This is a genomic window from Nonomuraea sp. NPDC049655, from assembly GCF_044465465.1.
Classification (GTDB): domain Bacteria; phylum Actinomycetota; class Actinomycetes; order Streptosporangiales; family Streptosporangiaceae; genus Nonomuraea.
The window spans coordinates 215442-238496 of record NZ_JBITLS010000007.1 but is presented as its reverse complement, the minus strand read 5'-3'; the positions used below and the strand labels follow the sequence as shown (position 1 = coordinate 238496).

The 23055-nt window shown below is 72.8% G+C and carries 21 protein-coding genes; 6 read left to right on the top strand and 15 right to left on the bottom strand.

Annotation, left to right across the window (positions count from 1 at the left end):
• The first annotated feature begins 50 nt into the window (after positions 1-50).
• Positions 51-1355: an MFS transporter gene (locus tag ACIBQ6_RS23920; RefSeq protein ID WP_397214532.1), complete on the top strand. Its 1305-nt coding sequence runs from the start codon at positions 51-53 to the stop codon at positions 1353-1355.
• Here the strand turns inward: ACIBQ6_RS23920 and ACIBQ6_RS23915 are convergent.
• From ACIBQ6_RS23915 to ACIBQ6_RS23890, 6 genes are all read right to left on the bottom strand, one after another.
• Positions 1348-2040: an ABC transporter ATP-binding protein gene (locus ACIBQ6_RS23915; protein WP_358291996.1), complete on the bottom strand. Its 693-nt coding sequence runs from the start codon at positions 2038-2040 to the stop codon at positions 1348-1350. The two genes, ACIBQ6_RS23920 and ACIBQ6_RS23915, sit on opposite strands and share 8 nt — an antisense overlap.
• Complete coding sequence (locus tag ACIBQ6_RS23910) at positions 2030-2959, bottom strand: ABC transporter ATP-binding protein (protein WP_352352447.1); 930 nt, start codon at positions 2957-2959, stop codon at positions 2030-2032. Before ACIBQ6_RS23910 ends, ACIBQ6_RS23915 begins: the two co-directional genes overlap by 11 nt.
• Positions 2956-5547: an FtsX-like permease family protein gene (locus tag ACIBQ6_RS23905; protein ID WP_397214530.1), complete on the bottom strand. Its 2592-nt coding sequence runs from the start codon at positions 5545-5547 to the stop codon at positions 2956-2958. Before ACIBQ6_RS23905 ends, ACIBQ6_RS23910 begins: the two co-directional genes overlap by 4 nt.
• Positions 5544-8603, bottom strand: coding sequence for an FtsX-like permease family protein (locus ACIBQ6_RS23900; RefSeq protein ID WP_397214528.1), 3060 nt, complete (start codon positions 8601-8603; stop codon positions 5544-5546). Before ACIBQ6_RS23900 ends, ACIBQ6_RS23905 begins: the two co-directional genes overlap by 4 nt.
• 209 nt (positions 8604-8812) lie before the next feature.
• Complete coding sequence (gene rpsT, locus ACIBQ6_RS23895) at positions 8813-9082, bottom strand: 30S ribosomal protein S20 (RefSeq protein ID WP_106235424.1); 270 nt, start codon at positions 9080-9082, stop codon at positions 8813-8815.
• Between the two features lie 131 nt (positions 9083-9213).
• Positions 9214-10203 (bottom strand): hypothetical protein, encoded by a 990-nt coding sequence (locus ACIBQ6_RS23890; RefSeq protein ID WP_358292002.1) that lies wholly within the window; start codon positions 10201-10203, stop codon positions 9214-9216.
• Between the two features lie 55 nt (positions 10204-10258).
• Here ACIBQ6_RS23890 and lepA point away from each other — a divergent pair, with 55 nt between their 5' ends.
• Complete coding sequence (gene lepA / locus ACIBQ6_RS23885; RefSeq protein ID WP_397214526.1) at positions 10259-12094, top strand: translation elongation factor 4; 1836 nt, start codon at positions 10259-10261, stop codon at positions 12092-12094.
• Positions 12095-12097: 3 nt separating this feature from the next.
• Here lepA and ACIBQ6_RS23880 read toward each other — a convergent pair whose 3' ends face one another.
• Together ACIBQ6_RS23880 and ACIBQ6_RS23875 are read right to left on the bottom strand one after the other, a co-directional pair.
• A complete protein-coding gene (locus tag ACIBQ6_RS23880; RefSeq protein WP_358292005.1) occupies positions 12098-12514 on the bottom strand; it encodes an acyl-CoA thioesterase in 417 nt (138 codons plus the stop codon).
• A complete protein-coding gene (locus tag ACIBQ6_RS23875; RefSeq protein WP_358292007.1) occupies positions 12511-12804 on the bottom strand; it encodes a hypothetical protein in 294 nt (97 codons plus the stop codon). The genes ACIBQ6_RS23880 and ACIBQ6_RS23875 overlap by 4 nt, the downstream gene beginning before the upstream one ends.
• A gap of 76 nt (positions 12805-12880) precedes the next feature.
• Between ACIBQ6_RS23875 and ACIBQ6_RS23870 the strand changes: the two genes are divergently transcribed.
• Positions 12881-13363, top strand: a complete 483-nt coding sequence (locus ACIBQ6_RS23870) for a GNAT family N-acetyltransferase (RefSeq protein WP_397214523.1) — start codon at positions 12881-12883, stop codon at positions 13361-13363.
• A 60-nt stretch (positions 13364-13423) separates the two neighbouring features.
• On the opposite strand, the gene ACIBQ6_RS23865 is transcribed toward ACIBQ6_RS23870, so the two are convergent.
• A complete protein-coding gene (locus ACIBQ6_RS23865) occupies positions 13424-14923 on the bottom strand; it encodes a DUF6297 family protein (RefSeq protein WP_397214521.1) in 1500 nt (499 codons plus the stop codon).
• A 55-nt stretch (positions 14924-14978) separates the two neighbouring features.
• Entirely contained in the window at positions 14979-15602 is a 624-nt protein-coding gene (gene ccmA / locus ACIBQ6_RS23860) for a heme ABC exporter ATP-binding protein CcmA (RefSeq protein ID WP_358292012.1), read from the bottom strand.
• Between the two features lie 198 nt (positions 15603-15800).
• Between ccmA and ACIBQ6_RS23855 the strand changes: the two genes are divergently transcribed.
• Positions 15801-16118, top strand: a complete 318-nt coding sequence (locus ACIBQ6_RS23855; RefSeq protein ID WP_358292014.1) for a hypothetical protein — start codon at positions 15801-15803, stop codon at positions 16116-16118.
• Positions 16119-16229: 111 nt separating this feature from the next.
• Positions 16230-16862: an MOSC domain-containing protein gene (locus tag ACIBQ6_RS23850; RefSeq protein ID WP_397214518.1), complete on the top strand. Its 633-nt coding sequence runs from the start codon at positions 16230-16232 to the stop codon at positions 16860-16862.
• A 27-nt stretch (positions 16863-16889) separates the two neighbouring features.
• Here the strand turns inward: ACIBQ6_RS23850 and ACIBQ6_RS23845 are convergent, their stop codons facing one another.
• Positions 16890-18134 (bottom strand): glycoside hydrolase family 18 protein, encoded by a 1245-nt coding sequence (locus ACIBQ6_RS23845; protein WP_397214516.1) that lies wholly within the window; start codon positions 18132-18134, stop codon positions 16890-16892.
• 63 nt (positions 18135-18197) lie between these two features.
• Entirely contained in the window at positions 18198-19403 is a 1206-nt protein-coding gene (locus ACIBQ6_RS23840) for a styrene monooxygenase/indole monooxygenase family protein (RefSeq protein ID WP_397214514.1), read from the bottom strand.
• A gap of 55 nt (positions 19404-19458) precedes the next feature.
• Here ACIBQ6_RS23840 and hemW point away from each other — a divergent pair, with 55 nt between their 5' ends.
• Complete coding sequence (gene hemW / locus ACIBQ6_RS23835; RefSeq protein ID WP_397214512.1) at positions 19459-20676, top strand: radical SAM family heme chaperone HemW; 1218 nt, start codon at positions 19459-19461, stop codon at positions 20674-20676.
• Here the strand turns inward: hemW and ACIBQ6_RS23830 are convergent.
• From ACIBQ6_RS23830 to ACIBQ6_RS23820, 3 genes are read right to left on the bottom strand one after another with little or no spacing between them, the layout of a single operon-like run.
• The gene (locus tag ACIBQ6_RS23830; RefSeq protein WP_397214509.1) at positions 20669-21343 is read right to left on the bottom strand and encodes a DUF4870 domain-containing protein; all 675 of its coding nucleotides are present in this window, start codon (positions 21341-21343) and stop codon (positions 20669-20671) included. The genes hemW and ACIBQ6_RS23830 overlap by 8 nt on opposite strands.
• Positions 21340-22149, bottom strand: a complete 810-nt coding sequence (locus ACIBQ6_RS23825; RefSeq protein WP_358292024.1) for a DUF3097 domain-containing protein — start codon at positions 22147-22149, stop codon at positions 21340-21342. Before ACIBQ6_RS23825 ends, ACIBQ6_RS23830 begins: the two co-directional genes overlap by 4 nt.
• A gap of 17 nt (positions 22150-22166) precedes the next feature.
• Positions 22167-23012, bottom strand: a complete 846-nt coding sequence (locus ACIBQ6_RS23820) for a hypothetical protein (protein ID WP_397214507.1) — start codon at positions 23010-23012, stop codon at positions 22167-22169.
• Positions 23013-23055 lie beyond the last annotated feature (43 nt).

Below are 23055 nucleotides of genomic sequence, written 5' to 3'. Positions count from 1 at the left end.
AACAAGTAATTTGTTGACGAATCATTCGCTGACGAAATACCTTCCTGGTCATGTCGTTTTCGTTGTTCGCCGGGCCCAGGAACCGGCTGCTGGCCGGACGCTGCATGTCCGCGCTGGCCACAGCCATGATCCCCACCACGCTGACCCTGGCCGTGCTGCGCGCCACGGGGTCGGGGGAGGCGCTGGGGCTGGTGCTGGCCTGCGAGATGGTGCCGTTGTTGTTGCTGCTGCCGGTCGGCGGCGTGCTGGCCGACCGCGTCCGGCCCGGACGGGTCGTGCTGCTCGCCGACCTCACGCGATGCCTGGCCCAGGGGCTCATGGCGGTCGAGCTGCTGGCCGGGGTGGCTCGGATTCCGGACCTCGCGGTGTTGTCGGCGGTCTCGGGGGCGGCGATCGCGTTCGGGAGTCCGGCCGTGCCGCGGCTGGTGGTGGCGGTGGTGCCGGGGCCGGACCGGTTGCGGGTGAACGCCCGGATCGGGGTGGTGACCAGCGTGTCGGCCGTCCTGGGCCCGGCGCTCGCGGGGACGCTCACGCTGGCCGCCGGGCCCGGGTGGGCCGCGGGGAGCACGGCGATGTTGTTCGCGTGCTCGGCGCTGACCCTCGGCGGGGTCCGTACGGCTGCCGGGGGCGCGGGGCGCGAGAAGGTCGCGGAGGAGCGGAATGCGGTCCCCGGCGGGCAGGCCGGTCGGCGGTGGGGGGTCGGGTTCGGGCGGGAGCTGGCCGAGGGGTTCGGGGAGGTCAGGAGGCGGCCGTGGTTCCTGGCCTGTGTGCTGTCGCACGGCGTGTGGCACTTCATGGCCGGGTTGTTCCTCACCCTGGGGCCGGTGGCGGCCGTGCAGCGGCTGGGAGGCGAGACCGGTTGGATGATCATCGTGCAGAGCGGCACGGTCGGGCTGCTGGCGGGGGTGCTGGTCGCGCCGCGGTTGCCGGTGCGCAGGCCGCTGGTCGCGGTTCAGGTGGGGGCCGCGCTCTATCTGCTGCCGATGGTGGCGTTGCCGGTGGCGGTGGGGTTCGGGCTGTCGGCCGTGGTGGTCGCGGTGGCGTACTTCGTGGCCATGGTGGGGCTCGGGGTGCTCAGCCCGTTGTGGGAGACGGTGGTGGCCGAGGAGATCCCGGAGGGAGCGTTGGGCCGGGTGCGTTCGTTCGACCAGCTCATCTCGTTCGCGGCGCGGCCGGTGGGGCTGGCCGTCGCGGCGCCGCTGGCGGGCCTGACCGGGATGGGGGTGCTGATGGTCACCGGTGGGGTGGTGGTCGCCGTCGTCAACCTCGCCGCCGTGGTGCGCTCGCCCAGGCCCGCGCCCGCTCCGCCCGCCGGTGAGCGGGCGGAGCGGGCAGAGGAGGGACGGGTCAGGTGAGGGAGGGTTCCCGGACGACGCCGTCGCTGATCTCCAGCACCCGGTCCGCCAGCGTGATCAGGTTGGGGTCGTGCGTGGCGACCAGCGCCGTCACCCCCTCGCTGCGCACCAGCGCGCGCAACAGCTCCATGATCTGCCGCCCGGTCTGCGAGTCGAGCTGCCCCGTCGGCTCGTCGGCCACCAGCAGCTTGGGCCGGTTGCCCAGGGAGCGGGCGATCGCCACCCGCTGCCGCTGCCCGCCCGACAGCTCGTACGGCCGCTGGTTCATGTGCTTGTCCAGCCCCACCAGCGCCAGCAGCAGCCGGACCCGCTCCTCCCGCTCGGCGGACGGCACGCGGGCCAGCCGCATCGGCACCCCCACGTTCTCGGCCGCCGACAGCACGGGGATCAGCCCGAACGACTGGAACACGAAGCCCACCACGTCCCGGCGCAGCGCCAGCAGGGCGTCCTCGGACATGGACGTGACCTCGTGCCCGGCGACGACGACCCGTCCGGCGTCCGGACGGTCCAGGCCGCCGATCTGGTTGAGCAGCGTGGTCTTGCCCGACCCCGAACGTCCGCGGACCGCCACCAGCTCGCCGGGGAACACCTCGAAGGACACCTCGCGCAGCGCGACGACCTCCTTGGGCCCGCTCCGGTAGACCTTGCGGACCCCCTCCACCACGACCAGGGGCTCATTGCTCATGGGAGGGCTCCTCTCGGGCGGGCCAGACGCCGATGTGGTCGGATTCGAGTTCGAGGCGCACCCGGCGTTCCATGTCCAGGGCGTTCATGAAGTCGCGGGGGAGCTGCAGGCGGCCCACCCGGTCCAGCACGGCGTACTCCTCGGCGACGATCTGCCCCTCGGCGCCCTCGCGCCGCAGCGTCTCGCTGCTGGTACGTCCGTCGCGGATGCCCACGGTGCGGTCCACCTGCTCCGACACCAGCGGGTCGTGGGTCACGATGACCACGGTCACGCCGAGCTCCCGGTTCGCCTTGCGCAGGGAGTCGAAGACCTGCTCGGACGTCTCGCTGTCCAGCTCGCCGGTGGGCTCGTCGGCCAGGATGAGCTGCGGCTCGTTGGCCAGGGCGACGGCGATGGCGACCCGCTGCTGCTCGCCGCCCGACATCTCGGGCGTGCGGCGGTCGGCGCAGTAGCCGACGCCGAGGAGCTCCAGCAGCTCGCCGGCGCGGGCGCGGCGCGCCCGGCCGCCGCCGGCCAGCTTCATGGGCAGCTCGACGTTCTCCCTGGCGGTCAGATACGGCAGCAGGTTGCGCGCGGTCTGCTGCCAGATGAAGCCCACCACGGACCGCCGGTAGCGCAGCCGGTCCTTGGCGGTCATCGCCAGCAGGTCGGTGCCCGCGACCCTGGCCACCCCCGCGGTCGGCACGTCGAGCCCCGACAGCACGTTGAGCAGCGTGGACTTGCCCGACCCGGACGCGCCGACGATGGCCACCAGCTCGCCCTTGTCGATCACCAGGTCGAGGCCCTGCAGGGCGACGACCTCGACGCCCTCGGTCTTGTAGATGCGCACCAGGTTGTCGCAGACGATGTGCGCGTCGGCGCCGAACGCGGTCTTCTCCCGCGTGGCCTTGGCTTCCAGCTCTGACAGGGTCGGGTTCATGTGAGGTCCCCCACTCGAAGGACGGCGCCGAGGCTGCGACGGCGGCTGATGGCGGTGTGCGTGTACGCGCCCAGCACGGCCACGACGGCCAGCCCGGCCGCCAGCGCGGTCGGCGTGATCAGGTCTAGGGAGTAGTCGCCGACGGGCAGGTCGCCGGCGTAGGAGGACAGGTCGACGCCGGGCCCGAGCGCCGCGGGCAGCCCGAGGCCGAGCAGCAGGCCGGCCAGGGCGGTCAGCAGGATCATCGGCATGATCTCCAGGACGGTGAGCCGCTGCGCCTGCCGGTCCGACAGGCCCAGCGTGCGCAGGAACGACAGCGCCCTGGCCCGGTCGGCCGCGCCGATCACCAGCGAGAGGATGACGGCGACCAGCGCGTACGCGGCCAGCGACACCGTGACCACGACCAGCGTGGTGCGCACGGTGCTGGTCAGCGGGTCGTCCTGGATGGCGGCCAGGGCCAGCGACTGGGACTCCACGGTGCTGAGCGGGACCAGCGGGCGCAGCTGGTCGAGCGCGGGGTTGCCGCGGATGAGCAGGGTGTTCACGGCGGGCCGCACGAGCGAGTTCATCGGCAGGATCATGAACTTGCCCTGGTTGTAGAAGCCGGGCACGGAGGTGATCACACCGCCCTCGGGGACCTTGAGCCGCGACTGCCAGCCGATCTCGTACGTGCCCCGTCCCTTGAGGTCGGGCGAGACGAAGGCGCCGCTCCCGGTGGGCACGCCGATCGGCGCCCCGGCCAGCAGCCGCCGCCACTCGGGCAGGTCCACGGCGATGGCCTCGGCGCGCTCGGCGCCGTACCCGACCTGGACCCGGCCGGTCTGCGCGAGCACGACCTGCTCGACGCCGGCGACCTTGCGCACCCGCTCGATCACGTCGGCCGGGATCTCGATCCGGGACGTGATCTTGACCGGCGCGCCCACCTGCTGCCAGGACGCCAGCCGCTGCGTGCCCACCAGCCCGTCGGAGATCACCGCGGCGAACACCGACACGCCGAGCGCGGGCAGCAGGATCAGCACCGGCAGCACCGACGCGGCGCGCGCCCTGGCCGCCCTGGTCAACCCCAGGAACGGCACGGCTCCGGGCCGCCGCGCGGTCAGCCGGACGAGCAGCCGCAACGGGTACGGGTAGCAGCGCAGGATGATCACCGCCGCGGCGAGCGTCAGCGCGATCGGCACCACCAGCAGGAACGGGTCGAACCCGGCCGAGGCGGCCAGCCCGCGGGTGCGCAGCAGGTACGCCCCGGCCAGCGCGAGCACCACGACCAGCACCTCCAGCGTGAGCCGGCGCGCGGACGGGCGGGCGGTGCTGACGTCCGCGCGCTGCTCGTGCAGCGGCACCCGGTGGGTGACCGCCAGCCCGGCGGCGGTGAACCCGACGGCGGCCAGCACCACCAGCAGCGGCCCGACGTGCACGATCGGCAGCACGGGCCCGGGGACGAGCCAGGACAGCGCGTACCCGGCCAGCCCTGAGGGCACGACGGCGAGCGCGGTCAGCGCCGCGCCGGTGCCCGCCACCTGCGCCAGCGACCCGCCACGCGCCCGCGTCAGCGCCAGCGTCTGGTCGAGCCGGCCGGAGAGCAGCTGCACCGCCAGCACGATCACGCCGACCGCGACCAGCAGCAGCCCGCCGAGCACCAGGTACATCACGGTCTGCGCGGTGGACTGGGCGGCCAGGAAGTCCGTCAGCAGCTTGGGCAGCGCGGTCAGCACCCGGTACGGGCTGTACGAGCCCGACGCCTGCAACCCGATCACCCGCTCGAACTCGCTGACGGCCGTCTGGAGGTCGGTCGTGGCCAGCGCGTCGGCCTCGTCCGGGGCGATGGGGAGCACCCAGTAGTAGGCCAGGTTGCGCCCGTCGCCGCTGAGCGCGGTCAGCCCGTCGTCGGACATGATCGTCGTGATGTGCTTCTCGAACTCCAGCTTGCCCGGCGGCAACATCCTGGTGACGGTCAGGATGTCGCTGTTGTGGCTCCAGTAACGGTCGTCGGCCTTCTTGGCCCTGAACGCGCCGACCAGCTTCACCGCCACGTAGTGGCTCTCGCCGAGCACCTTGACCTGGCCGATCTTCAGGTCCATCGCGGTCAGCGCGGACTCGACCAGGCCCACCTCGATCAGCGGGATCGTCTCGCCCTCGAACCGCATGGTCGAGGGCTTGCCCGGCGCCTGCCCCTGGACCCAGTCCACCCGCCGGTCGGCGTCGGACAGCCAGCCGAGGTTCATGAACATGGTGCCGCCCGAGCCGTGGATCGGGGTGACCACGGTCTTGGCGCTCATGTGACTGTCGCCCGTGCCGGCGGGCACCACCAGCGGCCGCAGCGCCGGGGGCAGGAGCTGACGCCAGCGCCGGTCCCTGGACTCGAACTGCTCGCGCTCGTGCAGGTCCTCTTCCTTCGACATCGACCCGACGGTCACGGTCAGGTCGGCCTGCTCGGCGGACGCGGTCCTGAGCGCCGCGCGCAGCGCCTGGTCGAACGACGACTGCATCGCCCTGGGCAGCCCCGCGACGAGCAGGCAGGCGCTCAGCGTCAGCACGAAGAGCACGGCCACCGCGCCCAGGTGCGTACGGGCCAGCAGCGGGATCCTCACTGTTCCTCCCGAATGCCGAGACCCTGCCTGCGCAGGTTGCGTGCCAGTCCGGCGACGATGGCGAGCAGCACGGCGGCCACTCCGGTGAGCATGGCGCCCGTGGCGCCCCACGGAATGTCGAGCACCACGCCGGGGGTGACCGCCGACGCCTGCCCGGTCAGCACGATGTGCGGCACCACGAGCATGCCCACGACCACGGCCAGCCCGGTCCCGGCCGCCAATGACAGCGCGATCACGAACGTCTGCTCGATCGCCAGCATCCCGAACATCTGCCGGGAGTTCACGCCGAGCGCCCGCAGGATCGCGAACTCGTTCATCCGCTCGCGGGCCGCGACCGCCGCGTTGACCAGGAAGCCGAGCGCCGCGAACACCAGCGCCGCGAGGAAGCCCAGCATCAGCGCGCCCTGGAGGCCGCTGGCCAGCGGGTCGTCCTGCATCTTGGCGGCCAGTGCGCGCTGGTCGATCGCGGTGACGTCCCATGCGGGACGGCTGGTGAGCGCGGCCGCCGCCCGGCCGTCCGGGGTGGCGAGCCACCACTCGGTGGCGGGCCTGGGCAGTTGCGCCGCCGCCAGATCCTGCGCCTGCATCGTCCCCCAGTCGGCCAGTACGGCGTGTTGCCCGGCGGTCGTCGTCGGCATCGTCTCCACGACGGCCACGACCTTGACGTCCATCACCCTGCGGTCGATGCTGGCCCGTCCCACCTGGCCGACGCCCAGCTTGAGCGACTCGGACAGGCCGGCGGTGAGCACCACGGGCAGCGGCCCCTGGACCGGCGGCGACCCGAAGACGGCCGTCGCGGGCTGCCGCCCGGCCGCCTTCACCGACACGGCGGGCGCGGTCACCGGCCGCCCGTCGGCGCTGATCCCGGTCACCGTCAGAGTCCCGCTGCCGGAGGCCGGTGCGCTCACGACCAGCCCGCGCAACGACAGCGGGTACATGATCTTCCCGCTCCGTCCCGCCAGCGCCGCGAGGTCCACGTCGAGGGTGTTCTCGCCCTTCTTCAGCACGCCCAGCGACACGTCGCGCCACACCCCGAGCGCGTCGGACAGGACCAGCCGCACCGGCAGGTCGGCGTCGGCCGTGGCGCGCAGGGTGAGCGCGGCCGGCTGTCCCGGCAGGTCCAGTTTGCCCGCCTGCGGCCCGGTCAGCGCCCGGGAGATCTCCGCGACGGGCCGGTCGGCCAGGTCGGGGCGGAGCTGGAACAGCGTGCCGAGCTTGGCCGCGTCGATCCCGATGAGGATGGCGTTCTCGCTGCTGACCTCGGTCTGGCCGCGGAAGACGGGCGAGGCGGCGGTCACGCCGGGCAGGGCGGTGAACGCCGTGCCGCGGCCCAGCGGGCCGAGCTCCGGGGCGTCCGGCGGGCCGGACAGGCGCAGGTCGGCGCCGGCCTGATGGCGGGCCTGGTCGAGCTGGGAACCACGCCAGGTGGCGGCGGTGGCCATGGACACGATGCCGATGGCGATGGCCATGGTGAGCAGCAGCGCGGGGCCGGCGTACTTGAGCGGGCGCCTGCTGACCTGCCACGCGCCGAGCGCCGGGGCGAGGGACGGGCGCCTGGAGGTGATCCGCTCGGCCACCGCGGAGATGCGCGGGACCAGCCGCAGGCCGAGCATGCCGCCGGTGAGCAGGGCCAGCGCGGGACCGGAGATGATCAGCGGGTCGATGCCGAGCCCGCCGCCCGCGGTCGTGGTGACCGGCGCGCCGTAGTGCTGGAGCTGCCAGATCGCGAGGCCGGCCACGACCAGCAGCGCGACGTCGGCGCCCGCGCGCTGGATCAGTCCGCGCCCGCCGCCGCGACCGCGCGCCGACTGCTCCTCCACGTACGTGCGCCGCGCGCCCGCCAGCGCGGGCAGCACCAGCAGCACCGCGGAGGCCACGGCCACGGCCACCGACACCAGGAACGTGCCCAGGCCGACCGAGGGGTCGAGCCGCACGCCCGACGCCTTGATCCAGGGCAGCCGGCTCACCAGCCCGAGCAGCGGCGGCCCGAGCAACGGCGCGACGATCGCGCACGGGAGCGCGACCAGCATCGCCTCGCCCCCGGCCAGCGCGGCCAGCCGCAGCGTGCCCGCGCCGCGTGAGCGCAGCAGCGCCACCTCCATGCGCCGGTGGTCGGCCAGCAGCCGCGCGGTGAGCATCAGCGCGTACGCCGCCAGCAGCAGCAGCTGCAGCACCGGGATCAGCATGGTCGAGCGGGCCACCAGCGAGGCGGTGTCGAGCTGGGTGAGCATCTCGGGCAGGCGGCTGGTGGTCACGCAGCTCGGGCAGTCGCCGGCCTTCAGGTGCGCGCCCACCTCGCCGACCGCCGCGGCCAGCGGGCGCAGCTGGGCCGGCGTCAGCGAGCGCAGGTCGGGCTCGGCGGTCCAGGTGGCGTTCACGTTGGTGGCGAAGCGGCCGATGAACGTCTCGCGCGAGACCATCAGCGGCCCGTACGTGGTGAAGTCGCCGCGTTCGACGCCCCTGCTGAGCAGCGTCTCCCCGGTCCAGCGCTCGCCGAAGGGGTCGTCGAGCTGGAACACGCCGGTGATGCGCACCTGGACGGGCTCCGGCGACAACCGCCCCACGGTGGTCAGCTCCTGGCCGACCTTGAACCCGGCCGCCGAGGCCGCCGACAGCGAGACCGCCGCCTCCACCCGGCCGTCGGCGGCCTTGGGCCAGGCGCCGGAGACGAGCTTGGCGTGCTGGTCGAGGCCGTCGTAGCTGCCGAACCTGAGCAGCTCGGGCCGCTCCTGCTGCTCCTGGCCGGGCATGGCGTAGGAGTCGGAGCGGAAGCTCGTGGTGAGCGCCGGCGCCTTGGTGTACGCCTTGGCCAGCTCGGCGCGCACCGCCCGGTCGTAGACGGGGAACGTCTTGTCCGTGACCGGCGCGCTGATCGTCGCGGACGTCTGGCGCAGGGAGGCGGTCTCCATCGTCCTGCGCACGCCGGCGTCGGCGATGGAGGAGGCGTACATGGTGAGCGCCACCAGCGTGGTGGTGGCGAGCAGGATCGAGCCGAACGCGGCCAGGAGGAGCAAAGGCTCGCTGAACGCCCGTTTGACGACCAACGGCCCCCGCATGTGTCCCCCTTCGTCCGTTTAGGTGAACCCTCACGGAGAGGGCGGACGGGAGGCAAGGTGATCTTGTTAACGGATGCTCAGCCGATACTCGGCGGCGATGCCGATGTGATATCGAAACTGTGACAAGAAGTGCACAAAACCAAGAACGCCGCACCCCGGGAAGGAGTGCGGCGTCAGCGCTCGCCCGGGTGTCGCCGGGCGGCAGGAGCTTACTTGGCGGCCAGAGCGGCAGCCTGCTTGGCGATCGCCGACTTGCGGTTGGCGGCCTGGTTCTTGTGGATGACGCCCTTGCTGACGGCCTTGTCGAGCTGGCGGGCGGCGACGCGCTGCAGCGCCGCGGCCTGCTCGACGTCGCCCTGCTCGGCGGCCTCGCGGAACTTGCGGACGGCCGTCTTCAGAGAGGACTTGACCGCCTTGTTGCGCAGACGCGCCTTCTCGTTCTGCTTGTTGCGCTTGATCTGGGACTTGATGTTCGCCACGAAGAAGCCTCGGTGAAAGTCTAAGGATGGATGGGGCGCGCGGGCTCGATGAGAGGGCGCGCCACACGCAAGTGAACAGGGTACCAATAACCCAGGTGGCTGCTCAAATCAACGCCCCGGGTGTTCTCAGTTTAGGCCAGCCAGCGGGTCATGTACTCCTTCCAGTCCTCTTCGGTGGCGGCGAAGTCGACGTACAGGGCCAGGCCGAAGCGTTCGCGGCGGCCGTGGTCGGACAGGGCCAGCCGGGCGCCCTCGGCGGCCATCGCCACGCTCTCGGCGGCGTCCAGCCAGGGCAGGCCGTGGTCGTGGTAGGCGGGGGCGCCGACGAACAGGGACTTGCCCTCCGGGACGAGGTCGAGGGCGAGCGCGGCCTGCCTGGCGACGTAACCGCCGTAGAGGGACTGGGCGGGCGCCCCCGAGTCGTACGTCATGATCGCGACCTGGTCCACCCGGTTCACGACCTCCTGGAAGTAGCCCTGCGACCAGTATTTGTCGTGGCCCAGGACGAGCCTGCCCGCCGGGCGCATGAGGGGATAGGGCTCGATCTGCGGGGTCGAGGTGGACAGCAGCTTCGTGTGTGTCCTCGTCCGGTCCAGCAGGTCGAGGAAATTCGTGTCGCCGTCGCCGATCGGCTCGAAGTTGTAGTGGACGCCGTCGTAGCCCGCCTTCATGACGGCGGCCACGCCGGCCAGGACGTTCGTGCGGGACCGGGCGTCGTCGAGGTCGAGGCCGTTCTTGACGGACTGGCCCAGCCAGGCGGAGACGCGGACGCCGGGCAGGTGCCGATGCATCCATGTCACGAAATCTGCGGCCTTGGGGTACTTGGCGGGATCAAGGCGGCCGTCCCACTCGAACGGGCCGGAATGGACGTACACGTCCTTGATTCCGGTGGTGCGCAGACGGACGGCGAGTTGTTCCACGTCCCGCTCCGTACGGCGGCCGTCGACCCAGGCGTGGCCGAGCCAGAGGGCGTCGTTGCCGGTGCTCTTCGCCCAGGCCGCCGGGGCACCGGTAAACTGGAGACGGAGCGCGACGGCGAGCAGGCCGGCCAGCGCCACCACGACGGCCAAGGCCAGCGCGACCAGGCGCAGGCCGCGGCGGACGACGGTCCGGATAATCATCTGGGCATGTCACCCTGAAAGACGCTTGACCTCAACCCTGTCGAAACGGACTTCGGTGCGCACTCAGCCTGGCCAGACCGACCCCGCGTTGATCCGCAACTTCTGCATCATCGCGCACATCGACCATGGCAAATCGACCCTTGCCGACCGGATGCTGCAGATCACCGGCGTGGTCGACGACCGCTCCATGCGCGCCCAGTACCTCGACCGGATGGACATCGAGCGCGAACGCGGCATCACGATCAAGTCGCAGGCCGTGCGGCTGCCCTGGGACGGCCACGTCCTCAACATGATCGACACCCCCGGGCACGTCGACTTCACCTACGAGGTGTCCCGGTCGCTGCAGGCGTGCGAGGGCGCGATCCTGCTGGTCGACGCCGCGCAGGGCATCGAGGCGCAGACCCTGGCCAACCTCTACCTGGCCATGAACGCCGACCTGCACATCATCCCGGTGCTCAACAAGATCGACCTGCCCGCGGCCCAGCCGGAGAAGTTCGCCGAGGAGCTGGCCGGCCTGATCGGCTGCGATCCCTCCGACGTGCTCAAGGTGTCGGGCAAGACCGGCGTGGGCGTGCGCGAGCTGCTCGACCACGTGGTGGCGACCGTCCCGGCGCCCGTGGGCCAGGCCGACGCCGCCGCGCGGGCGCTGATCTTCGACTCCGTCTACGACACCTACCGCGGCGTCGTGACGTACGTCAGGGTCATCGACGGCCATCTGAGCAAGCGCGAGCGCATCCTCATGATGTCCACCAACGCCACGCACGAGACGCTGGAGATCGGCGTCATCTCGCCCGAGCCCAAGCCCGCCGAGCGCGGCCTCGGCGTCGGCGAGGTGGGCTACCTGATCACCGGCGTGAAGGACGTGCGCCAGTCGCGCGTGGGTGACACCGTCACCTCCTCGGTCAAGCCCGCCAAGGAGATGCTGGCCGGCTACGAGCACCCCAAGCCGATGGTGTTCTCCGGGCTCTACCCGATCGACGGCGACGAGTACCCCGAGCTGCGCGAGGCGCTCGACAAGCTCCAGCTCAACGACGCCGCGCTGATCTACGAGCCGGAGACCTCGGCCGCGCTCGGCTTCGGCTTCCGCGTCGGCTTCCTCGGCCTGCTGCACATGGAGATCGTGCGCGAGCGCCTGGAGCGCGAGTTCGGCCTGTCGCTGATCTCCACCGCGCCCAACGTGGTCTACCGCGTGGTCATGGAGGACGGCAAGGAGCTCACGGTCACCAACCCGTCCGAGTTCCCGACGGGCGGCAAGATCGCGCAGGTCTTCGAGCCGGTCACCAAGTCCACGATCCTGGCGCCGGCCGAGTTCATCGGCGCGATCATGGAGATCTGCCAGGGGCGGCGCGGCCAGCTCCTCGGCATGGACTACCTGTCCGAGGACCGCGTAGAGATCCGCTACACGCTGCCGCTCGGCGAGATCATCTTCGACTTCTTCGACCAGCTCAAGTCGCGCACCCGCGGCTACGCCTCGCTCGACTACGAGCCCGCCGGCGAGCAGGAGGCCGAGCTGGTCAAGGTCGACATCCTGCTGCAGGGCGAGGCCGTCGACGCCTTCAGCGCGATCGTCCACAAGGACAAGGCCTACTCCTACGGCGTCGACATGGCCAAGAAGCTGCGCGAGCTGATCCCGCGGCAGCAGTTCGAGGTGCCGATCCAGGCCGCCATCGGCGCCCGGGTCATCGCCCGCGAGAACATCCGGGCCATCCGCAAGGACGTCCTGGCCAAGTGTTACGGCGGTGACATCTCCCGTAAGCGCAAGCTGCTGGAGAAGCAGAAGGAAGGCAAGAAGCGGATGAAGATGGTCGGCCGCGTCGAGGTGCCCCAGGAGGCCTTCGTCGCCGCGCTGTCCACCGACTCCGGCGCCGCCGCCGACAAGGGCAAGAAGTAGCCGCTACAGGCCCAGCACGGCGGGCGTTCGCGCGAGCGCCCGCCAGTGCGTGCCCGGGTCGGGGAGCAGGCGGCGGGCCCGCAGGTCCATCAGGCCGCCGACGCCGGTCAGCTCGGCGGCCAGCTCGCCGTCCGCGCCCCTGAACTCCTGCCTGATCCGGAACGTCTTCCCCGCGCCCCACTCGAACGCGCAGGTCACCTCCACCTCGTCGCCGGCGCGCAGCTCGCGGTGGAAGCGGATGGTGTTCTCCAGCGTCACCGGGCCGACGCCGGCCTCCCGCAGGTCGTCGATCGAGATGCCGGCCGCGCGCAGGCACTCCCAGCGGGCGTGGTCGCCGTACTGGTGGTAGACCACGTTGTTGAGGTGGCCCTGGGTGTCGAGCTCGTAGCCGCGTACGGCGATGCGGACCGAGAAGGTCATGATCGTTCCTCCAGCCAGGCGTGCGATTTGGCGGTGAGGTAGCGCAGGCCGTCGTCGCCGAGCTCCACCCAGTCGCCGCGGGCCCAGCCGCCCGTGGTCTGGGGGGCGAAGCCGTGCCGCTGGAACAGCGCCGACGCCTCCTTCTGGGTGAGACCGCGGCGGCCCCACTCCGCGATGACCCGGGCCGTGCGCTCGGCCTCGCCCGGCTCCTCGTCGCCCAGGGCGGCGGCCAGCTCCTCCAGGCCGCGCGCCATCAGACGCAGCGAGGCCTGCACGCGGGCGATGTCCATCGGCGCTCCCTCATCGCTCTTCGATTGCTACCGATAGCCTAGCGATGGCGGCGGATACCCTGAAAGGGTGGAAGTGGTGCGTACGGAACGAATGGTCCTCTCCCGGATCCGCCCGGAGGACCTCGAAGCCGTGCACGAGATCCACTCCGACCCGCGCACGAACGTCTACAGCTCCGCCGGGCCCACCGTCGACCTGGAGGCCAGCCGGGTCATGCTCGACCTGTGGCTGGCCGACTGGGCGGACCGGGGGATCGGCTACTGGGCCGCCCGGCTGACCGAGGGCTCACAGGTGCTGGGCGTCGGCGGCCTGCGGCACGCGGCCCTGGACGGTGAGGACGTGCTCCACCTGTACTACCGTTTCCGCCCCACCGCCTGGGGCCACGGGTACGCGGTCGAGCTCGCCAGGGCGGCCCTGCGCGTCGGGCGCGACCTGGGCACCGTGGTGGCCCTGATCGGGGACGGCAACGAGCCGTCCCGCCGGGTGGCGGAGAAGGCGGGCCTGCACAGGCAGCGCACGATCCCGTACGGCGGCGTGCCGAGCGACGTCTACGTCGCCTGACCGCCGAGAGCGGTCGCCCGGCCGCTCTGAGCCGGGTCGCGTGAGCCGTCGCCTGGCCGCTCAGGGGCGGGCACGCCGGCCCGGACGGGGCCGCACCAGGACGCCCGCCAGCGCCACCAGGCCGGCCACCGCCTGGGCCGCCAGGAACCCGCCCGGCGCGGCCGGCCCGGTGGCCAGGGCGACCACCGCGGGCAGGCAGCCGAGCAGCGCCAGGTCGGCGCCTGTCGCCGCCCACAACACCGGGCCGGTCGGGACCGCGCCGCCGGGGGTGTCGATGACCGGCATCGAATGGTCGACCGGCCCCCTCCTGGCCACCCGCAGCGCGCCGGCCGCGAGCGCGGGCGCGCTGAGCAGCCCGAACACCCAGATGCCGGACGGAAGCCCGCCCACCGCCACGACGCCGGCCAGGGCCAGGGCCGCCCACACGCCGCCCAGCAGGCCGGGCAGCAGCGCCCGCGCCGCCAGCGCCGGACGCCGGCCCACGCCGGTCAGCCGGGCCAGGGCGGGGTTGTCGGCGTCCCGGCGCGCCCCGGACGTGCCGGACGCCGCCACCGCCAGCGCCCCGCCGAGCACGACCAGCCCGAGAGCCGCCGGAGCGGCGCCCGCCTGGGCGAACACGGCGGGCAACGCCGCGCTCGCGGCAGTGGCCGCCAGCCGCCAGGGCCGGCGGCCGAGCCGCACCCAGTCCTGCCAGGCCAGCGCGAGCGGCGCGGGCAGCCCCGGCCACGGCCGCGAGGCGAGCTTCCTGGCCCGCCAGTGGTTGTCCTCGGCGATCCAGGTCAGCGCGCCGGGATCGAGGGTGACGGCGGCACTGGTGACGTGCCCGGCCCGGGTGGAGGCGGTCAGCAGCAGACGGGTGGGGATGGCGGCCAGCGACCCCCACGCCCGGCGGGCCAGGACGGCGGCGAGCGCGGCCATGGCCGACGCCGTGGCGGCCAGCGCGGGCAGGGGCGCGTTCGCGGCGGCCGCGAGCGCCGTACGGGCCTGCCCGCTGACGGCGACCACGGCCAGCACCAGGAGCGCGACCAGCACGCCGGTCAGCCACAGGTTCCAGGTCGGGGAGGACTGGGCGAGCATCGCCAGCGCCATGCCCGCCACGCTCGCCGCCGTCGCCACCGCCAGGGCGGCCAGCAGCCGCCACACCAGCGCGCCGGGCGCGCCGAGCGCCGCCAGCAGCCCGAGCCCGAGCAGCAGCCCCGCCACCAGCGCGACGACCATGAGCACCCGCCCGGAACGCCCGAGCAGCCGCCGCCGGTCCAGCGGCGAGGTCAGCAACCAGGACGCCTCCGCCGCCGGCACCATCACCGGCCCGGCCGCCCGCGCCAGCGCCAGGCAGCCCGCGAACCCCAGCAGCACCAGGGCGACCCCCGCGCCCATCCGTCCCGGCTCGACCGCCCCGCCCAGGCCGGAGACCACCGAGGACAGCGGCTGCCCGACGACGGCGAGCAGCATGCACAGGCCGAACAGGCTGACGTAACGATCGATCAGCCCGGCCGGGGCACGCCCGCGCGCCCGGACGAACGCCCGCACCGACCGCACGCTCACCTCGCCCGCGCTCACCGCCCGCCCGCCTTCCCCGTCAGGCCGGTCTCCCGGACGACGGCGTCGTGGCCGCTCATGCGGGCACCCCGGCGGGGGAGACCCGGCGGGCGGCGTCGGCCAGGGCCTGGTCGTGGGTGGCCATCACCACGGTGCCGCCCTCGTCGGCGTACTCCTCCAGCAGTTCCCCGAGCCGGACGCGGAAGGCCGCGTCGAGGCCGCGTTCGGGCTCGTCGAGCAGCAGCAGCGTGCTCGGCCTGAGCAGCGTGGCGGCCAGGCAGAGGCGCTGGCGCTGGCCGGTGGACAGGTTGAGCGGCGGCGCGTCGGCCCGCTCGGTCAGCGCGAACTCCTCCAGCGCCGAGTCCACCGTCATGCGCGCCTCGGCGTACACGGCGCCCATGAGCTCCAGGTGCTCGCGCGCCGTCAGCCCCGGGTACCAGGCGGGCTCGTCGCCGAGCAGCGCAACGCGGCGCCAGAAGGGCGCGTCGTCGGCGGGCTCGGCGCCGAACACGCGGATCTCGCCGGAGGTGGCGGGCTGGAGGCCGGCCAGGCAGCGCAGCAACGTGGACTTGCCCGATCCGTTGGGCCCGACGACCGCCACGACCTCACCCGGCTCGACGGCCAGGTCGAGGCTCCGGAGCACGGGATTGCCCCCGAGCTCGACGGACAGGTCCGCGACTTCGATGATCAAATCGCTCACCGTTCGAGCGTAGCCACCCCACCGGCCGCCCGCGCGATCGGTCTCCAGGGCCTTCCGGGCCTTGCCCCCGCCTTCCCGCGGCCTTCCCGCGGCCTTCTCGGGCCCTTCCCGGGGCCATCCCGGGGCGGGAGAGCCGATTCTGTCGGTGCCGGTCGCTACCTTTGCTGTTCCCGAACACCAGTGCTACTGGAGGGTGACGTGATTGCTTCTGAGCGATTCGAGCGTGCCGCTGTGCTGGGGGTGGCCGTGGCGGAGGAGACCAGGCGGCTGCTGCGGCTTCACCTGAGACCCGCCGAGGTGGGCGGCGACGGCAGGGTGGTGGTCGACGTGCCCTATCCCGACGCGGCGGTGGTGGCGGCGCTGCTCGACGTCGCGGCCGAGTGTTTCGGCGAACGTGGCGGCTCGGTCGAGGAGACCAGGCAGGCGGCCCTGGAGACCCTGTTACAGCTGGCCGAGTTCGACGCCGAGTCCCAGCTCGCCCGGGTGCCGCCGGAGCCCGACGACAGTCGCGGGTGACGGCTCGGCGAACAGGCCGAATAATCACATGTCCGTTCTTCTCCATTGATAGGGTGAGAAAGGCGGAAAAATCGGTGCGTCGCGGGCCCATCCGTCCGCTACCGTCGCGGCATGCGCATCCTCTCCGTCAACGTCGGGCTGTCGCGCGACGCGGAATGGGCCGGCAAGCTCGGCCGTACGGCGATCGACAAGCGGGCCGTGCCCCATCGGGTGGAGGTGCTGCGCAACGGCCTGGCCGGCGACGAGCGGGCCGACACGCCCAACCACGGCGCCCCCGCCCACGCCGTCTACGCCTACGCCCGCGAGGACTACGACTGGTGGCAGGGCGAGCTCGGCCGCGACCTGCGCGACGGCCGCTTCGGGGAGAACCTGACCACCGCGGGCCTCGACGTCAACGGCGCCCTCGTGGGCGAGCGGTGGCGCGTCGGCAGCGCCCTGCTGGAGGTCACCGGCCCGCGCATCCCCTGCGTGGTGTTCCGCAACTGGATGGACGAGCCGGGCTGGCTCAAGCGCTTCACTCGTGCCGCGCGGCCAGGCGCCTACCTGGCCGTGGTCGAACTGGGCGAGCTGGGCGCGGGGGACGAGGTGGAGATCGTCTCGCGCCCGGAGACCGGGATGACCGTGGCGGACGCCTTCCGCGCCCGCCACGGCGACGCCGACGCGCTGGCCCGGGTGCTCGCGGTCCCCGGCCACGCCCCGGAATGGGACGAGCTGGCCGCGCGCGCGGGCCGGGCGAGCGGCTAGAGCCCGCCCACCCGGCCGGCCGTCCGTCTAGCGCAGGACGGCGTACAGGGCCGAGGTGAGGGAGGCGCGGGCGTCGTCCTGGTCGATCGACCACATCATCGAGCCGCCCAGGCCCTTGAGCCGGATGTAGGCCGCCTTCTCCAGCAGCGACGCCGGGTCGTCGTAGGACCAGAACTCGTTGCCGTCGTAGAGCCACATCGCGCCGGTGCGCACGTCCCGGTAGCGCTTGCCGGGCTTGGCCGCCAGGTCCTTGTAGTCCTCGCTGCCCGGCCCCCACTTGCCGGCGGCCGGTCCGGTCGCGGGCTGCCAGAGGCCGTCGCCGCCGCCGGTCACGCCGGTCCAGCCCTGCCCGTACGCGGGCACACCCACGACGATCTTGCGGCCGGGCGCGCCGCGCGACAGGTAGTCGCGCACGGTCTGGTCCACGCTGTACCTGACGGGGTTGGGGTCGCGCCGGTCGTTGAACAGGTTCCCGTTGTGCCCGGTCCGCGACTCCCAGGTGCCGTGCAGGTCGTACCCCTGGACGGTGGCGAAGTCGAGCGACCGGAACACGCGGCGCACCTCGAACCCGGCGTCGATCTTCGCGGCGGCGGCCGGGAGGAAGGCGGTGAGCTGGGAGCTCGCCGAGAAGGCCCGGAGCTGGGCGCGCAGTTCCTCGACGAAGAGGGTGAAGTTGCGCCGGTCCTCGGGCCTGATCACGTTCCCGTCGTTGCCCGCCGAGCCCGGCCACTCCCAGTCCAGGTCGACGCCGTCGAACACGCCGGCGCCCGCGCCGGGCTCCAGGCCCGGCAGGTTGCCGCGCAGCCACAGGTCGACGCACGACCGGGCCAGCGCGGACCGCGATTCGGCGGTGAGCACGGCGTCGGAGAAGTACTTGGACCCGGTCCAGCCGCCGAGCGAGATCAGCACCTTGAGGCCGGGGTGCTTGGCCTTGAGCTTGCGCAGCTGGTTGAGGTTGCCGTTGAGCGCCTGGCCCGGCTGGTCGGCGACGCCGTCCACGCTCTGCTCGGCCGGCACCGGGCGCTGCCAGTCGGCCCAGGGGTCGGCCGAGTAGCAGGAGCCTTCGGCGTTGACGAAGCCGAAGGCGTAGTTGAGATGGGTGAGCTTGGCGGCGGCGCCGCTGGTGTCCACGTCCTTGACGTGGTAGTTGCGCCCGTACACGCCCCACTGGATGAAGTAGGCGACCCGCTTGAATCCGGGATGGGCCTCGGCGGGCGCGGACACCGCCGTGAGCCCGAGTAAGAGCGAGAGTGCGAGGAGGATCTTCTTCACGGGCGCTCCTGGGGGGTGAATTTATAAGAAACTTTCCTATAAGTTGACGCGATCGTAGAACCGTCACCCCGTGCCGTCAACGACGCGCGACACCTCCTCGGCGCTGGAGAACAGCCGCCACGCGCGCGCCGGGTCGCCGAACAGCGACAGCACCAGATCGGCCACCTCCTGCCTGGTCGCGGCGGCGGCGAGCAGGGCGAGGACGTGCTCGGCCGGCGGCCGCAGGAAGGCGTTCGTCCACGCGACGACCGGCTCGGCCGCCACCCACATGCGCCGGGCCGTCTCCCGCGCGAACGCCGCGTCGTAAGGGCCGCCCGCCGCGATGGCCTCGGCCACGATCCAGGCGCAGGCCGAGCCCAGGTTCGCGCCCTGCCCGGTGATCGGGTCGTTGGTGACCCAGGCGTCGCCGATCGCCAGCGCCACGCCGCCGCCGGGCAGCTCGGCCACCGCCTCGCGCACGACCGGCGTGATCGCGCCCTGCAACAGGTCCTCCGGCCCGAGCAGCTCGAACGCGGCCGCATCGATCAGCTCGGCCAGGCGCGGCGCGTGCTCGGGCAGCAGGGCGAGCAAGGTCTTGCAGAACTCGTCGGCGGGCACCCGGGCCAGCACGTCGAGCGGCCCGCCGGGGATCGCCTCGACCAGGACGCCGCCATGCACGCCCGACCGCGTCATCATCGCCATGCACAGGATCTCGCCGCAGCCGGGCGAGATGTTGAAGCCGAAGGCCGGCCCGGGATCGAACCCGTGGAACAGCCCGGCGGCCAGGATCCGCTGCGGCGCCTCGTACGGAGACCAGGCCGGAACCCGCGGGAACAGCTCGCGCACCGAGCGCCGCCCGGTGGCCACCACCATCAGCTCGTGGTCGCGCGACCAGTGGGCGACCTGGCCCGCGTCCGGCGGGAGGGGATCGACGACCAGGCGGCCGCCTCTGCTCGTGTAGTCGTCCATGAGCGCCGGCAGCAGCACCCGGAAGTCGAGCCCGTGGAACGGCTCGGTCACGCGGCCGGTGAACTCCAGCGGCGGATCGCCCTTGATCGAGAGCCTGCCGCTGACCAGCAGGCAGCCGGGGTCGAGGAAGTGCAGGCTGCCCAGCTCCCGCTCGCGGTCCTGCGCGCGGCCCATCCTGCCGACCGTGTTCGGCAGCCGCCCGCGGCCCAGGTCGGCCGCGTCGCCCTCGCTGTAGAGCGTGGTCGCGACGCCGAGCTGCTGGAGTCGCAGGGCCAGCGTCAGGCCGGAGATCCCCGCGCCCACGATTCCCACGCCCGTCATGTGCCGCCTCCTTCGATGGCTCGGAGCACACCCGTGAGCAGGCACACTGGATGACGTGCCATCCACCCTGCCCGACGGCGATCCGGCGCCCGCCTCCGGCGAGCTGCCCGACAGCGCGCTGCGCGGGCTCGGCGAGCGCCCGTTCGGCTTCTACGTGCACGTGCCCTTCTGCGTCACCCGCTGCGGCTACTGCGATTTCAACACCTACACCGCCGCCGAGCTAGGGCCCGGCGCCTCCCACCGCGACTACGCCGACACGGTCGTGGCGGAGGTGCGCCTCGCCCGGCGCGTGCTCGGCGACGCCGACCTGCCCGTGGAGACGGTGTTCTTCGGCGGCGGCACGCCCACGCTGCTGCCGCCCGAGGACCTGGCGCGCGTCCTGGCCGCGATCGACGCCGAGTTCGGGCTGCGGCCGGGGGCGGAGGTCACCACCGAGGCCAACCCCGAGTCCGTCGAACCCGCCTACCTCGACAAACTCCGTCAGGGCGGCTTCAACCGGATCAGCTTCGGCATGCAGAGCGCGCGTGAGCACGTGCTCCAGGTGCTCGACCGCCGGCACACGCCGGGCCGTCCGGCGCGGGCCGTCCAGGAGGCGCGGGCGGCCGGGTTCGAGCACGTCAACCTCGACCTGATCTACAGCACGCCGGGGGAGTCCGACGACGACTGGCGGGCCTCGCTGGCCGCCGCGATCGAGGCCGGGCCCGACCACGTGTCGGCGTACTCGCTGATCGTGGAGGAGGGCACCAGGCTCGCGGCCCGGATCCGGCGCGGCGAGCTGCCGATGCCCGACGACGACGTCGCCGCCGACCGCTACCTGATCGCCGAGGAGATGCTGGCAGAGGCCGGTTTCTCCTGGTACGAGGTGTCCAACTGGGCCACCTCCGAGCAGGCCCGCTGCCGGCACAACCTGCTCTACTGGACCGGCGGCGACTGGTGGGCCGCCGGCCCCGGCGCCCACAGCCACGTCGGCGGCACCCGCTGGTGGAACGTCAAGCACCCGGCCGCCTACGCCCAGCGCCTGGCGGCGGACACCTCGCCCGCGCACGCGCGCGAGGTGCTCACCGGCGACGACCGGGCCGCCGAGCGGCTGATGCTGGAGCTGCGGCTGATCTCCGGCTACCCGCTCGCCGAGGTCGCCCCCGGCGCCCGCACGTCCGTGGCGAGCGCGCTGGCGCGCGGGCTGCTGGAGCCCGGGCCGTTCAGGGCGGGCCGGATGGTGCTCACCCTCAAGGGGCGGCTGCTGGCCGACGCCCTGATCACCGAGCTCATGTGACCAGGCGGATGGCGAACGGGTAGCGGTAGTTCTCGCCCCGGTTGGTGGCGATGGCCGCCTGGACGTGGAAGATCAGCGACACGATCCAGATGATCGGGAACAGCAGCAGGCCGACCAGCACGATCGACAGCACGATCGCCACCGCGTAGCCGATGAACATCGTGATCTGGAAGTTCAGCGCCTCGGCCGCCTGGTCCCTGACATAAGGGGACTCGTCCTTCTTCATCAGGTAGATGACCAGCGGGCCGACCCACGAGACCAGTAGGCCTAGCAGGTGGGCGAGCATGGCCATCGTGGTGTCGTCGCTGCCGCGGCGCGGGCCGAACCGGCCGGGCACGTACGGCCCGGCGGGGTAGCCGTAACCCGGCTGCTGCCCGTAGCCCGGAGCCTGGCCGTGGCCGGGGGGCTGGCCGTAGCCGGGCGGCGGGGGCACGTAGGGGGGCGGCGTGGGCATGGGGCCGGGCTGCGGACCGGGCCGGCTCGGCGGCTGCCGCCCGTAGCCGGGCTGGGAACCCGGCTGCTGCCCGTAGCCGAGCTGGGGGCCCGAGCCCTGGTCGCGGGGCACGTCAGAAGGCGGCACGTCGTAAGGCGGGACGTCGTAAGGCGGGACGTCAGAGGGCGGGACGTCCGGGGTGGAGTCGTCGGGGGGTGGCGGGGCCTGGCTCATGATGCCTCCGTAACGAAGTCGATCAGTTCCTCGACCCGGCCGAGCAGCTCCGGCTCCAGGTCGGCGTAGGACGAGACGGCGCCCAGAATGCGCCGCCAGGCGTCCGCGGGCTCCATGCGCCAGCCCAGTGCGGCGAGCACGCCCTCCTTCCACGGCACCCCGCGCGGCACGTCGGGCCAGCTCGGGATGCGCAGCACGGACGGTTTGACCGCCTGCCAGATGTCGATGTACGGATGACCCACGACGAGCACGTGCGGCGAGGTGATCCGGGCCGCGATCCGGCTCTCCTTCGACCCCGGCACCAGATGGTCGACCAGCACGCCCAGCCTGCGGCCCGGCTCGGGGGCGAACTCGGCCACGATGGCGGGCAGGTCGTCGACGCCCTCCAGGTACTCGACCACGACCCCCTCGACCCGCAGGTCGTGGCCCCAGATCTTCTCCACGAGCGCGGCGTCGTGCACGCCCTCGACGTAGATCCGGCTCTCCTTGGCGACCCGGGCCCGCAGCCCCTCCACGGCGATGGACCCGGACGCGCTGCGCCTGGGCCCCGCCGGGGCCGCGGCCGCCGGGCGCACCAGCGTCACGGGCCTGCCCTCCAGCAGGAACGCGGCCGGCGCCAGCGGGAACAGGCGGCGTTTGCCGAACCGGTCCTCCAGGGTGACGGCCTCCTTGTCGCAGGCCACCACGGCGCCGCAGAAGCCGCTGTCGGCGTCCTCCACGACCAGGTCGAGTTCGGCGGGCACCTTCGGGATCTTGCCCTTGCCCGGCCGCCGCCAATTGCCCGCCAGCACATCGCCCTCGTACACACGGGGACCGTAGCAAATCACCCGCTGACCGCAAGGCGCTTACGCGCGCCGCTGCGCCGTACGAGGACGACGACGGTGCCGATGATGCCGATGAGCAGACCGGCGCCGGGGAACAGGAACAGCGCCGCCACCCCGCCGAACAGGCCGCCCGCCGCGGAGAGCACGTCACGGCCCACGCCGAAGCGGGCCGACGACTCCTCCTGCGTGGCGCAGGTCAGCTGGTAGTCGCCCTTGGCGGGGGCGTTGACGGCGAGGATCTCCTGCCAGGTGGTGCCGCCGGCGCTGAGCGTCTGGGTGCCGGAGACCTTGACCAGCCTGGCCTGGGCCGGGCCACCGGAGATCTCGCACTGGTAGTTGACCCGCGTGTCGGTGGCGATGTAGACGGCCGGGCGCTTGGCGGGGTCGATCGCGACCTTCACGCTTTCGCCCGACGCGAACGTGCTCGTCGGGGCCATGTCCGAGACGCTGCTCAGCACGCCGCCGGCGAACACGACCACGCCCACGACGCCGAGCACGACGGCCACGGCCCACACGACGGCGATCCACCACAGGCGGGGCTTGATCGCCTTGCCGTCGATCCTGGCCGGGAACTGCGGCTGGCCGCCGTACTGGTTGTGGGGGCCGTACTGGTCGGGGTGGGCGTACTGGTCGGGCTGGGCGTACTGGTTCTGCTGGCCGTACTGGTTCTGCTGGCCGTACTGGGGCGGGGGGCCGTACTGGGCGGGCGGCTGTTGCTGCTGGTAGGGCGGCTGGCCGTGCTGCTGGGGCTGGTACGGGGGCTGGGCGTACTGGTTCGGCTGACCGTAGTAGGGACCCTGCCCCTGGGGCGGTCCGTACTGCGGGGGCTGGGAATTGTCGGTCATGCGGCAAGTGTGAGGCCTGTCGCTTGTAAGTCGCTAGCAACAG